Annotated in this window: 9 protein-coding genes and 2 pseudogenes; 4 read left to right on the forward strand and 7 right to left on the reverse strand. The window is 66.2% G+C overall.

Annotated elements, in window-relative coordinates; genetic code table 11:
* Positions 1-26 precede the first annotated feature (26 nt).
* A complete protein-coding gene (locus tag AC5RVB_RS08785) occupies positions 27-2,204 on the forward strand; it encodes a S9 family peptidase (protein WP_494142499.1) in 2,178 nt (725 codons plus the stop codon).
* A gap of 82 nt (positions 2,205-2,286) precedes the next feature.
* Here the strand turns inward: AC5RVB_RS08785 and AC5RVB_RS08790 are convergent, their stop codons facing one another.
* The 6 genes and pseudogenes from AC5RVB_RS08790 to AC5RVB_RS08815 form a co-directional block, all read right to left on the reverse strand.
* Positions 2,287-3,339, reverse strand: coding sequence for a LacI family DNA-binding transcriptional regulator (locus AC5RVB_RS08790; protein WP_494142500.1), 1,053 nt, complete (start codon positions 3,337-3,339; stop codon positions 2,287-2,289).
* Positions 3,336-4,796: a GH1 family beta-glucosidase gene (locus AC5RVB_RS08795; RefSeq protein WP_227902436.1), complete on the reverse strand. Its 1,461-nt coding sequence runs from the start codon at positions 4,794-4,796 to the stop codon at positions 3,336-3,338. Before AC5RVB_RS08795 ends, AC5RVB_RS08790 begins: the two co-directional genes overlap by 4 nt.
* A complete protein-coding gene (locus AC5RVB_RS08800; protein ID WP_227902437.1) occupies positions 4,793-5,740 on the reverse strand; it encodes a carbohydrate ABC transporter permease in 948 nt (315 codons plus the stop codon). The genes AC5RVB_RS08795 and AC5RVB_RS08800 overlap by 4 nt, the downstream gene beginning before the upstream one ends.
* Entirely contained in the window at positions 5,737-6,696 is a 960-nt protein-coding gene (locus AC5RVB_RS08805; RefSeq protein WP_227902438.1) for a carbohydrate ABC transporter permease, read from the reverse strand. The genes AC5RVB_RS08800 and AC5RVB_RS08805 overlap by 4 nt, the downstream gene beginning before the upstream one ends.
* 108 nt (positions 6,697-6,804) lie before the next feature.
* The gene (locus tag AC5RVB_RS08810) at positions 6,805-8,106 is read right to left on the reverse strand and encodes an extracellular solute-binding protein (protein ID WP_227928625.1); all 1,302 of its coding nucleotides are present in this window, start codon (positions 8,104-8,106) and stop codon (positions 6,805-6,807) included.
* Positions 8,107-9,132: 1,026 nt separating this feature from the next.
* A pseudogene (locus AC5RVB_RS08815) lies at positions 9,133-9,813 on the reverse strand (VTT domain-containing protein); the annotation flags it as partial.
* 253 nt (positions 9,814-10,066) lie between these two features.
* Here AC5RVB_RS08815 and AC5RVB_RS08820 point away from each other — a divergent pair.
* Positions 10,067-10,699: a TetR/AcrR family transcriptional regulator gene (locus AC5RVB_RS08820; protein WP_227928624.1), complete on the forward strand. Its 633-nt coding sequence runs from the start codon at positions 10,067-10,069 to the stop codon at positions 10,697-10,699.
* Positions 10,696-10,836 carry a hypothetical protein gene (locus AC5RVB_RS08825; RefSeq protein WP_227902441.1) on the forward strand — a complete coding sequence of 47 codons (141 nt, stop codon included), beginning with the start codon at positions 10,696-10,698 and terminating at the stop codon, positions 10,834-10,836. Before AC5RVB_RS08820 ends, AC5RVB_RS08825 begins: the two co-directional genes overlap by 4 nt.
* 1 nt (position 10,837) lies before the next feature.
* On the opposite strand, the gene paaZ is transcribed toward AC5RVB_RS08825, so the two are convergent.
* Positions 10,838-12,910 carry a phenylacetic acid degradation bifunctional protein PaaZ gene (paaZ, locus tag AC5RVB_RS08830; RefSeq protein ID WP_494142501.1) on the reverse strand — a complete coding sequence of 691 codons (2,073 nt, stop codon included), beginning with the start codon at positions 12,908-12,910 and terminating at the stop codon, positions 10,838-10,840.
* A 299-nt stretch (positions 12,911-13,209) separates the two neighbouring features.
* On the opposite strand from paaZ, the pseudogene AC5RVB_RS08835 reads away from it, so the two are divergent.
* Positions 13,210-13,418, forward strand: a pseudogene (locus AC5RVB_RS08835) (hypothetical protein); the annotation flags it as partial.

A 13,418-nucleotide genomic window follows, 5' to 3' on the forward strand; every position in this document is an offset into this window, starting at 1 on the left:
GCCCCGCGGATGGATATATTCGAATCATGACTACTCCCCAGCCCCCGGTTGCCAAGAAAGTCCCTACTGAACGCACCCACCACGGCGATACGTTTGTGGATAACTATGAGTGGCTGCGGGAGAAGGAAAGCCCCGAGGTGGTGGCGCACCTGACCGCAGAGAACGAGTACACCGCCGCGGTCACCGCAGACCAGGAAGAGCTGCGCAACCGAATCTTCGAGGAGATCAGGAACCGTACCGAAGAGACTGACCTCTCCGTCCCCGCCCGGAAAAAGGGCTGGTGGTATTACACCCGCACCGAGGAGGGCAAGCAGTACGCGATCCACTGCCGCACCGCCGCCCGGGACACCGGTGACCTGGCCGCCGACTGGACTCCGCCGTCGGTCCTGCCCGGAGTACCGGTGGCGGGCGAACAAATCCTGATCGACGGCAATGCGGAAGCGGAGGGCAAGCCTTTCTTCTCCCTCGGCGGCCTGGCCGTAACCGAGGACGGTCACCTGCTGGCCTACTCCGAGGACAACGCCGGTGATGAACGCTTCACCCTGCGGATCAAGGACCTGCGCACAGGCGACCTGCTGCCGGACAGCATCCCCAATGTCTTCTACTCGCTTGCGTTCTCCCCCGATGGCAACCGCGTGTTCTACACCGTGGTGGATGACTCCTGGCGCCCCTACCAGGTCAAGGCCCATACCCTCGGCACCCCGGTGGAAGACGACGTCGTCATCTACCAGGAGGACGACATTGCCATGTGGACCGGCTTTGACCTTTCCGCAGACCGCCGGCAGCTGCTCATCGGCATCAGCAGCTCCGAGTACAGCGAGTACCGGGTGCTGGACTTTGATGATCCCGCGGACACCGTCCGCGTGCTGATTCCGCGCAGTGAACGGATTCTTTACGAAGCCGAACCGCTCACTGTGGACGGGCGCCGTCAGTACCTGCTCACGCACAACCACGGGGCCCTGAACTCAATGCTTTCCCTGGTTGCGGAGGAGGAATTCGCTAAGCCGCTGGCCGATCAGCACTGGCAGACCGTCATTGCCCACGACGACACCGTGCGGGTCAACGGCGCCGCCGTAACCCGGACCCATGTGCTCGTCTCCGTCCGCAAGGACACAACGGAACGCGTTCAGATCCTCCCCTTGGAAGGCCTCGGCACTCCCGCCCAGGCGCCTGCGGTGGAACCGGCCTTCGACGAGGAGCTGTACACCGCCAACCTAGCGAACGCGGAATTCGATTCCCCGATCATCCGGCTCAGCTACACCTCCTTCCTCACCCCGCCGCGGGTTTACGACTACGTCCTGTCCACCGGTGACCTGGAACTGCGGAAGCAGACGCCGGTCAAGGGCGGCTACCGTTCCGAGGACTACGTGGCCGAACGTGAATGGGCGACGGCGGCGGACGGCACCCGCATTCCGCTCTCGGTCATCCGCCGGGCGGATCTGCGCCGGGACGGCAGCAACCCGGCACTGGTTTACGCCTACGGAAGCTATGAAGTGAGCATGGATCCCGGCTTCAATGTTGCCCGGTTGTCCCTGCTGGACCGCGGCGTGGTCTACGTGGTGGCCCACATCCGCGGCGGCGGCGAGATGGGCCGGGCCTGGTACGACGACGGCAAGAAGCTGAACAAAAAGAACACCTTCACGGACTTCGTGGATGCCACGGACTGGGTCGCGGCGTCGGGCTGGGCGGATCCGGGCCGGATCGCCGCCATGGGCGGCTCGGCCGGCGGGCTGCTGATGGGCGCAGTAGCGAACCTGGCACCGGAGAAATACCGGGCCATTGTGGCGCAGGTGCCGTTTGTGGATGCCCTGACCTCCATCCTGGATCCGGACCTGCCGCTCTCGGCTCTCGAGTGGGAGGAATGGGGCAACCCCATCACCGACCCCGAGGTGTACCGGTACATGAAGGAATACACCCCCTACGAAAACATCCGCGCCGTGGACTATCCGAAGATCGCAGCTGTCACCAGCTTTAATGACACCCGCGTCCTGTACGTGGAGCCGGCCAAATGGGTGGCGCAGCTGCGGGAAACCTCCACCGGGTCAGAACCCATCGTGCTCAAGATCGAAATGGACGGCGGCCACGGCGGGGCCTCCGGCCGGTACGAGGCATGGAAGGACCGGGCGTGGGACTACGCCTTCATCCTCGCCGCCCTCGGTGCGCGGGACCTGCTGCCGGCGGCCGCGCGGGAGGACGCCGCGTAGGCGAACGGGACATTCTGCGTAGCCCGCATCGCCGAGCGAGGAACGAGCGAGGTGTCTAAGGGCGGCGGAATGTCCCGGTAGCCTAGGCGGAGTGCCGGATCACCAGTTCCGGCGGGTACACCGCCGGTTCCAGCCGGGAGCCGGGCTCCTCGATTTCCTGCAGCAGCATCTCGGAGGCACGCCGGGCCATTTCGATCATGGGGTTTATGACGGTGGTCAGGCCCGGGGTGCTGGACGCGGCAAGCTGGTGGTTGTCATAGCCCACCAGCGCCACATCGCCGGGCACGGAAAGACCCCGCTCGCGCAGCACGTTCAGCACACCCAGGGCCATAAGATCCGACGCCGCGAAGATGGCGTCGATGTCCGGATTAGTGTCCAGCAGCCTGGCCGCTGCGGCCGCACCGCCCTCGGTGGTGAACTGGCCGCTTTCCATTCCCGCCGGTGCCAGGCCCGCTTCTGCCAGCCCTGCCCGCCATCCTTCGGTCCGGTCCTGGGCCGCGGTCATGTCCGCCGGTCCCGTGACAGTGGCAATGCGGCGGTAGCCCCGCTCCACCAGGTGCCGGGCAGCAAGCAGTCCTCCGGTGCGGTTGTCCGTGTCCACGAACACCAATCCGTCCCGGTCCTGCCAGGGGCGTCCGATAAAAACGGCCGGCAGGGGCGCATCCGCCAGCTGGGTTTCCAAGGCGTCCGCCTTGTGGTGGGAGACCACAATGGCTCCGTCCACGTGTCCGCTGCGCAGGTAGCGGATGATCTGCCCTTCCTTCTCGCCCTGCCGGGCAATCAGCAGCACCAGCTGGACTTCCGTGTCCTTCAGCGACTCCGTGATGCCGTTCAGCGTCATGGCGAAGAAGGGGTCCACCAGCACCCGGCCGTCCGGTTCCGGAATGACGAGGGCAATGGAATCGGCGCGGCTGGTGGCGAGGGACCGGGCCGCACGGTTGGGGGTGAACCCCAACTCACCAATGGCCGCATCAATGGCGGCCTGAGTCTGGGCGCTCACCCGTGCCCCGCCGTTAATCGCCCGCGAAACAGTGGAGCGGGAGACACCGGAAAGCGCCGCCACGTCCTCCAGCGTAGGGCTGGCCCTGCGGGGTTTGACCGGCGCGGTGCGGGTGCCGGGGTCCAAGCTGCTCACCCTACCGACGATACGACATGGGACCCCGCTCCGGAGGACCGTTCCGGCAACTCGTTGGCACGGGCAACTTCGGCGAACCACCGGCCGCTGGCCTTTGGCGTTCGCTGCTGCGTGGCATAGTCCACATGGACTATGCCGAACCGTTTCGCGTAGCCCCAGGCCCATTCGAAGTTGTCCATCAGTGACCAGGCAAAGTAGCCGCGGACATCCACACCGTCCGCTGCCGCCTGTTGGACCGCGGCCAGGTGCGCTTCGATAAACCCCAGCCGGTCCTCGTCCCGGACCACGCCGTCCACCACCTCGTCGTCGTCGAACGCCGCACCGTTTTCCGTGATGTACAGCTTCACGCCGGCCGGGCCGGTGTATTCGCGCTGCAGCCGCATCAGCAGCCGATGCAGGCCCTCAGGCTGGATTTCCCAGCCCATGTTGGTCACCGGCAGCCCGCGCGGCACGGTGTATACACCGTCCGCGGCGGGATACGGGCTGGCCGTGGGCCGTGCAGAGGGAGCGGCAGTGGTAATGGCCACCGCCGGTTCGGTTTTGGTCACCGCCTCACCGTGGTAATAATTCACACCGAGGAAGTCGATGGGGGTGCTGATCGCGGCCAGGTCGCCGTCGCGAATATGGCCCTGGAGCCCGTAGGGCGCCAGATCCGCCAGCACATCCTCGGGATACTGGCCACGGAACACCGGGTCGGCAAAGACCCGGTTGAACTGACCGTCAATGCGGCGGGCAGCGTCCACGTCATCCGGGTTCTGCGGATCCAGCGGATCAGCAACCGTGAAGTTCAGGGTCAGCCCCAGCTCCAGCGCTGCATCCCGTGCCCGCAGTTCCTGCGCGGCCAGCCCGTGGGCGAGCAGGAGGTGGTGGTTGGCGGCAACGGCCTGCGACCGGTCCTGCAGCCCCGGCGCATGTTCCCCGCTGGCATAGCCCACGTAGGCCGAGCACCACGGCTCGTTCAGGGTGGTCCAGGCCTGCACCCTGTCCCCCAGGACATCGTGGACGCTGAGCGCATACTCGGCAAAGCGGTAGGCGGTGTCGCGGTTGGCCCAGCCGCCGGCGTCCTGCAGTGCCTGCGGCAGGTCCCAGTGGTAGAGCGTCAGCCAGGGTTTGATTCCGGCGTCCAGCAGTTTGTCGGTGAGCCGGCTGTAGAAGTCCAGGCCCGCGGGGTTCACGGCACCGCCGTCGGGCCGGATCCGCGCCCAGGAGGTCGAGAACCGGTAGGAGGCCAGATTCAGGGACTGCATGAGCGCTACGTCCTCGTCGAGTCGGTGGTAATGGTCGCAGGCAACGTCTCCGTTGTCGCCGTTGGCCACGGCACCGGGAACCCGGGCGAAGGTGTCCCAGATGGAGTCCTTCCTGCCGTCCTCGGAGGCTGCCCCCTCCACCTGGTAGGCAGCGGTGGCCGCGCCCCACAGGAACCCCGGGGGGAACTGGCCGTTGTTGTTCTGCGTCATCCTTTGACCGCTCCCTGCATGATTCCTGCAACCAGGTGCCGTCCGGCGACGGCGAAGACAATAAACAGCGGAATGGTGGAAAGCACCACACCGGCAAGCACCACCGAGTAATCCACGAAGCGCGCCGACTGAAGCTGGGACAGCGCCACGGGCAGGGTGGGGTTTTGGGCGTTGAGCACAATGAACGGCCAGAAGAAGTTGGTCCATGTGGCCACGAAGGTAAACAGCGCCAGCATGGCGGCTGCCGGACGGCCCGCCGGCAGGGCTACATGCCAGAACGCCTGCCACATGTTCGCGCCGTCCATCCGGACGGCTTCGATGAGCTCATCGGGCAGCGCGTCCCGCAGATACTGCGTCATCCAGAACACTCCGAACGCGGTGACGAGGCCCGGAACAATAACCGCCCCCATGGTGCCGGTCCAACCCAGCTTCGACATCACGATGAACAGGGGAACCACACCCAGCTGTGTGGGCACGGCCATGGTGGCGACGACGAACACCAGCAGCACCTTGCTGCCCCGGAACCGCAGCTTGGCGAAGGCGAAACCTGCCAGCGAGGAGAAGATCACCACGGACGCTGCCGTCACCGTGGACACCAGGACGCTGTTGCCCAGCGCCTTCCAGAACGGAATGCTGTCCAGCACGGTGGCGGCGTTGATAAAGAAGTTGCCGCCCGGCAGCAGGGTCATGCCCGAGGCCAGGGCGTCGCTGTCGTGGCTGGCCACCAGGACGGACCAGAGAATGGGAAGCGCCGAACCGAGGATCACCGCTCCCAGCAGCCCGTAGGTCAGGAACCCGGGCCGCCGGTTGTAGCCGCCGGTTTTCCGGCCGCGTCCCGGGCGCCCGGGCCGCGGCGGGCGTGCCCCGGTCCGTTCCCGGCGTCGTTTGGCCGCGTCGGCGGCCTTCCGGCCGGCGGTTTGTTCAACCATGGGTACGGAAGTCATCTGCGTCCTCCCTGAGTGGCGATCCGTCTGGTGATGAGGAAATTGAGGGCGGCGATGATGACGATGATGACGAACAGCAGCCAGGCGACCGCCGAGGCGCGTCCGAAGCTGCGCTGGCCCCAGCCCATTTCCCAGATGTACATGGTCAGGGTCTGCCATTGCCGGTCCGCCCCGCCGAGTCCGGTGATGTCAAAGACCCGCGGCTCGTCGAAGATCTGAAGACCGCCGATGGTGGCGGTGATGACCACGAAAATGATGGTGGGCCGCAGCATCGGCACGGTCACCGAGATGAACTGGCGCCAGCGGCTGGCGCCGTCAATGATGGCGGCCTCGTACATGTCCCGGGGAACCGCCTGCATGGCGGCGAGGAAGATCAGGGCGTTGTATCCGGTCCAGCGGAAGTTCACCATGGTGGCAATGGCTGCGTGGCTGGCCAGCTGGTTGGAGTGCCATCCCACCGGGTCCAGGCCCACGGCCAGGAGCAGGGCGTTGATGGTGCCGGAATCATCGGCGAAGAGCCGGTTGAAGATCAGGCCCACGGCCACCGGGGCCACGATGTAGGGCACCAGCACGCCCATCCGCCAGAAGGTCTTGGCGCGCAGGTTCGCGTCCAGGACCGCTGCGATGGCGATGGCGATGATGATCTGCGGAACGGCGGAGATCAGGAAGATGCTGAAGGTGTTGCCCACGGCATTCCAGAAATAAGGCTGCGACAGGATAAACGTGTAGTTCTCCGCGCCCACGAAACCCTGGTTGCCGCCGATGAGGCTCCAGTTGTGCAGTGAAACCCAGCCCGTGTAAATGAGCGGGAAAAGGCCCACAATGCCAAAAAGGATGAAGAACGGCGAGATGTAGAGGTAGGGGGAGACTTTCACGTCCCAGCGGGCGAGCTTGCTGCGGAACCCGATCCTGCGGACCGGCGTGCGCACCGGCGGCGGCTTGACGGCGACAGCCATGGCTATCTTCCTAACGTTCAAGGGGAAAGAAGTTGGTTCCGGTGCCTGTGGCGCCCTTCCCGCGGGACTACGCGCGGGCGGCGGCCACAGGCACCGGAGGTTTGGGGGCTACTGCAGGGCGTTGACCCCGGTCACGAACTTCTCCCAGGAGGAGGCCGCGTCATCGGTCTTGACCACGTCTACGCGGTTCAGTGCCTGCTGCATGGCGTCATTGATGGGGAAGTACTTCTCGCCCTTGAAGGGCGTCACGGTGACGGCCTCCGCACGTTCGGCCAGGATTTCTCCCACCGGCGCATCGTTGAAGAACTCGTTGGTGGAGCTCAGCAGGGTTTCGGATTCCAGCGCTTCGGTCTGGCTGGGGAAGGTGCCCTTGGCTTCGAAGGCCTTGATCTGCTGCTCGGGGGCGGTCAGCCACTGTGCCAGCTTGATGGCTTCTTCCTGGTTCTTGCCCTGTGTGGGCACGGTCAGGTAGGAGCCGCCCCAGTTGCCGCCGCCGCCCGGGAAGACGTTGGCGATGTCCCAGCCTTCGACGCCGGCGGCGTTGCCTTCAATGCTGCCCAGCATCCAGCCCGGGCAGAAGGTGGTGGCAAAGGCGCCGCTCTGGAAGCCTGCCTTGTAGTCATCCGACCAGAGTTCCAGGTGGGCGGAGAGGCCCTTGTCCACGGAATTCTCCAGGACCTGGTTGTAAATGTCTTTTACTTCCTGGTTCTCGGTGGCGATGACGGTTCCGTCATTTTCCTCGTAGGCGTTCTCCACCTGGTTGATCATGGCCTGGTAGGTGGCCATGGCCGAGTCATACCAGGCGACGTCGGAGGCCGCGGTGAACTTCTCGCCCACCTCGAAGTAGTGGTCCCAGTCGCCTTCCAGCAGGGCTGCGACTTCCTCGCGGTCGGTCGGCAGTCCGGCAGCGGCGAAGAGATCCGAGCGGTAGCAGATGGCTTCCGGACCGATGTCGGTGCCGTAGCCGATGAGTTTGCCGTCCTCGGTGGTTGCGCCTTCGGTTTTCCACTCCAGCCAGCGGTCTTCCACCTCGGGGCTGGCCAGATCAGCGAATTGGTCCGGGTACTGCTTGAGCTCGGGCAGCCAGTCCACCTCGATACCCTCGATGTCCGAAAGGCCCGAGCCGGCAGCGAGCTTGGTGCTCAGGTTGTCGCGGGCAATGTTGGACGTGGCCTTTTTGTCATGAACGATCTTCACGTCGGGGTTGGCGTCCATGTACTCCTCGAACAGGTCCTCGTACCCGAACTCGTTGAAGGTACTGACGCTGAGCGTCACCTGGCCGTCTTCTCCGGCTGCTCCGTCATCTCCGCCGCCGCAGGCGGTCAGGAGAAGGGCTGCAGCTGCAACAGATGCGGCAACTGCGGGACCGCGGCGGCGCGCACGGGCGGCCAATGTCGGTTTGGTACTCATTGCTGACTCCTTTGTCTGTGACGAGTGCACGAGTGCGTCCGCGGCTTTCCGCGCCTGCCGTGCCGATGCCTAACGGATGCGCCCTGTGTGCCCGGATCGGCGGTGACGCCTGGTGGTGGGAGCGCTCCCACAAGCAATGCCTAAATGCTGGTGTGTGACAGATCACAAGTCAAGTGGGAGCGCTCCCATAACGACGGTCAAAAAAGCGCATTGGTATACGTGCAGGTCAGACGGCATATTGGCGTCCAGCCTGTTATCCAATCGTTACCGGCAAACACGCCGGAAGAGCGGTTGGCTGGCACTGGGGGCACCGACCATGACTGGAGAAGCGGGCGCCGGCCACGGTGCATCCAGAGGTATGCCGAACCTTGCGGCGGGGGTGGGGTGGGGAGATACAGGGCGTTCCGGTCGGTGTCCAAGCGGGCCCGAAGGCGACGCTCCACGCAGCCAGGCAGGAAAAGGGCCCCGGGGACCACAACCGAGAACCTGCCTCGAGCCCGAGACCGATGAAGGCCCGCACCAAAAGGGCAGTGAGCCGGCCCGAATGGCAGCGAAACCGGTAGGTGTGGAGGGAACCGGGCCGGGCTTCAGGCTTCAGGCTTCAGGCTTCAGGCTTCAGGCTTCAGGCTTCAGGCTTCAGGCTCAGGCTCAGGCTCAGGCTCAGGCTCAGGCTTCGGGCTTCGGGCTTCGGGCTTCGGGCTTCGGGCTTCGGGCTCAGTCTGCCGAACCGGCGCCTTCGACCTTCGGTTTGGGCCCGGCGAACCGGCGGCCATCAGTGGCCGCTGCATGCCGGGCCGGACGCCCTGCGGACTCTCCTGCGGATCCTGCAGAACCGGCGGACCCGCGCACGGCCTGACCGGAAGCAGTAGTGGGAGCGGAGGTTTCGGCTGCGTTGAGAGCGGTGGGAGCGGCAGCATCAGGTGCCTGTCCGCTACCGGCAGCGGACCCGGCGGGAGCGACCGACTCGGCGGGAGCGACGGACCCGGCGGGCTCGCCGTCGTCCTTGGTGGCGGCCTTATGGGACTGGCGCAGCACCTCGAACACGATCGGGATCACGGATAGCACCACTACGCCCACGAAGATCAGATCCAGGTTTTCCCGGACAAAGGGCACGCGGTCCCCCAGTACGTACCCGAGCATGGTGACTCCCACGCCCCAGAGGAAGGCACCAATGACGTTGAATGCCACGAAGGTGCGGTAGTTCATCCGCGCGACACCAGCCACCACCGGGGTGAACGTACGCACCACGGGCACAAAGCGGGCCAGGATCACGGCCTTGCCGCCGTGCCGCTCGAAGAACACCTCGGCACGGCGCACGTTCTCCTGTTTGAACAGCCTGCTGTTGGGGCGTTTGAAAATGGCCGGGCCGGTCTTTTTGCCGATGTAATAGCCGGTCTGGTCGCCCACGAAGGCACTGATGAAAATCAGCAGGGCGAGCAGCCACACGTTGATGTTGATGGTGCCGGTGGCCACCAGCAGTCCGGCCGTGAACAGCAGGGAATCACCGGGCAGGAAAAAGCCAATGAGGAGCCCGGTTTCGGCGAATACAATGCCGCAGACCAGCAGCACCACCCACGGACCAAGCGCAGGATCAGCCAGGAAAACCTGCGGATCCAGCCACTCCGGGAGGAGGGAAGAAGTGGGAGGCCGCACGGGACCGAAGGCGGCTGCGGCCGCAGAAAGAATCACTTCCTCAGGGTACGCCATGCCCCGCGGCGTCCTCTGGGAAATCCTGTATCTCCTCCGGGCTTCCCCTGCCTGGTCTTGACCTGCCTGTTCCGTGCCCGGGCATGAGGGCTGAGCATGAGCCTGCGGGCCGCTGCTGCGGCACCGGGATGTCCCCGGCGGGGTTGCGGTCCGGTGTCACGGGGATCCGCTGACCATAAGCACTGTGGGACACTGCACAGGAACCGGGCACCGCGTAGCGGGGAAGCGGGTGCGGACGTGGGAAAATGGCGCCATGCCAGATGCCGACGCCACTCCCCCTGCCGCAGCGCCCCGCCGGGGCCGCCCGGGATATGACCAGCAGACGGTGCTGAACATGGCGGTGGATGTGTTCAACCGGCACGGCTACGAGGCCACGTCCATGGGGATCCTGGCCGAGAACCTGGGGCTGTCGAAGTCGGCGATCTACCATCATGTGCCATCCAAGGGCGATCTGCTCCGCCTGGCCCTGGACCATGCGCTGGATGGCTTGGAGGCGGTTCTGGATGATCCGCAGGCGTCCACGGGCGCCGCCGATGCACGGCTGGAATTCGTCCTGCGCGGCACCATCGAGGTGCTTACGCAGCGCCTGCCCTTCGTGACCCTGCTGCTGCGCCTGCGCGGCAACACGGAAATTGAACGCAATGCCCTGACCCGCCGCCGCGAGTTCGACCACCGTGTGGCCGATCTGGTGGACGCGGCCCGGCGCGAAGGCTCAGTGCGCCGCGACATTGACCCGCGCACCACCACCCGGCTGCTCTTCGGCACCATCAACTCGATTGTGGAATGGTACCGGCCCGGCGGCCCGCTGCCCGCGGACAAGCTGGCGGACAACATCATCACCATGGTCTTTGACGGACTGCATACCCGCGGGACTTCCGGCTCATGAGACACCGGCGCCGCTGGCTGTGGGCCGTAGTGGCAGTCGCCAGCGTCGCCCTGGCCGCTTACGGCGTGGTGTGGGTCAGCGACGTGCTGAGCCCGGAAACGGCCTGCGGCTGGGTGGTACGTGCCGGAGACTGCTAGGTCACTTCTCCACCAGCGTCAGGACGTCGTAGGTGGCGACCAGCTCGTCGTTCCGGTTGGTGATCACGGCGTCCCAAGCCACTTCGCCGTACTCGTCCGTTTCCCGCGGCGTGATCTTTTTGGCCGTGAGCGTGACCCGGATGGCATCCCCGGCAGCCACCGGGGTGATGAACCGCAGGTTCTCCAGCCCGTAGTTGGCCAGCACCGGCCCCGGCGCCGGATCCACGAACAGCCCGGCAGCCCAGGAGAGCAGCAGGTAGCCGTGCGCCACGATGCCGGGGAAAAACGGATTGGCCTCAGCTGCAGCGGAGTCGGTATGCGCATAGAAGGTGTCGCCCGTGGTTTCCGCAAAGGCTGCAATATCCTCAAGGGCGACGGTCCGCAGGTCGGAGCGCACCGCATCGCCGACCCGCAGTTCACTGAGCGGCTTGCGGAACGGATGTCCGGCGTCGAACCGCTGGTCTGCGCCGGAGTGCCAGATCCCGGTGAGGGCGGTGAGCATGTTGGGTGAGCCCTGCACGGCTGTGCGCTGCATGTAGTGCAGCACCGCCCGGATGCCGCCGAGCTCTTCTCCCCCGCCGGCACGTCCGGGACCCCCGTGGACCAGGTGCGGCACGGGTGATCCGTGGCCGGTGGAACTCGCGGCGTCCTCCCGGTTGAGGATGAGCACCCGGCCGTGGTGGCCGGCAATGCCGGTGAGCACCTCGGCCGCCACCTGCGGGTCATTGGTGCACACCGTTGCCACCAGCGATCCGCCGCCGCGGGCTGCCAGCCGCACGGCGTCGGCCACGCTGTCATATCCCACTACCGAGGCGACGGGTCCGAACGCCTCGACCGTGTGCAACGCATCCGCGTCGGCATCGGGCCAGGTCAGCAGCATCGGTGCCATAAATGCCCCGTCCGGCGCGGAACCGGTACGGCCGTCCGCGAGTACGACGTCGGGCGCGTCCAGCGTGCCCAGCGCCAGTTCACCGCCGGCCTCCAGCAGGGAACGTACGGCGGCGCGGACCGCCTCCAGCTGCTCCAGGGAAGCCAGCGCACCCATGGTCACCTCTGCGGCGCGCGGATCACCCAGCACCACGCGCTGCCGGATGCGCTCCGCGGCGGCGGCCACGACGTCGTCCACCAGGGCACGGGGCACCAGTGCGCGGCGGATGCTGGTGCACTTCTGCCCTGCTTTGACGGTCACTTCGGTCACCAGCGACTTGATGTAGGCCTCGAACTCCGGAGTTCCGGGAACGGCATCCGGGCCCAGGATCGCCGCGTTGAGGGAATCCGTCTCCGCCGTGAAGCGAACTCCGCCCACCGCGACGTTCGGGTGGGCGCGGAGCTTGTCCGCAGTGGACGCCGAGCCGGTAAAGGAAACCATGTCGCGGTAGTCCAAATGGTCCAGCAGGTCCCGCGCGGAACCGGAAATCAGCTGCAGCGATCCGGCGGGCAGGATGCCGGACTCCATGATCAGGCGCACGACGGCGGCGGCGAGGTACCCGGTGGGAGTGGCCGGCTTGGCGATGGTGGGGACGCCGGCGAGGAATGCCGGGGCAAGCTTTTCCAGCATGCCCCAGACCGGGAAGTTGAAGGCGTTGATCTGCACGGCCGCCCCGGGGCGCCGGGTGTAGAGGTGCTCCCCGAGAAAGGAACCGTCCCTGGACAGCGTTTCCACGGCACCGTCGGTGATTACGGTGGCATTGGGCAGCTCGCGCCGGCCCTTGGACCCGTAGGCGAAGAGCACGCCGATCCCGCCGTCGATATCCACCAGCGAGTCCCTGCGCGTGGCACCGGAGCGCGCGGACACCTCATAGAGCTCCTCCCGGTGTCCGTTGAGGAAGGTGGCAAGGTCCTTCAGCAGCAGGGCACGCTGGTGGAAGGTGTACTTTCCCAGCTCGTCCTGGCCGGTGGTCCGGGCATGCTCGACGGCAGCGGCCGTATCCGGTCCGTCACTGCTGACGAGGGCGAGCAGCTCCCCGGTGCTGGCATCCCGCACCTCGGTGCCGGGGGCGCTGCCGCCGGGTGTCCACCAGGCGTCTCGGACATAGCTGGGCACGTACTCGACGTCGAGGGCCGTTGCCGTCATCTCGGAACCTTTCGCGGGGAACAGCGTTCCGGCGGCATTGCCGGGGCTGCACATCATGGATTACTGAACAGGCGGTCGGTATATCGCCAGCGTAGCGCAGCGCAGCCGTCCCGGCACCCCTCCCGACACCCCCGCCGGCCACAGGAAGGGGTCCGGGGCAAACGGCAGGCGGAGCGTGAAGCTGCAGGAAAACCGCCCGCCCACAGGACGGATGTGGGGTTTTGGATTGCTGCCGGGCCGGCGGTGCGACAGACTGCTCCCCTTGGTGTGACCGTCCCCTGTCCCGAAGGAGCGCAAAGATGAGCCCCGTCCAACACCCCTCCCGCCGAACATCACGTCGCGGAAGCCTTGCCGTCCTGACCCTGGCTGTATCCGCCCTGCTGATCGGCGGTGTGGCGCCTGCCGCCGCAGACAGTCCGGCCCACCGCGGCGCGGGGAACGGCCATTCCCCCGAACACCGGGGCGGGCACGGCGCGGGCAACGGGCACGGCGCGGGCAACGGGCACGG

The organism is Arthrobacter sp. Y3225209, from assembly GCF_059090685.1.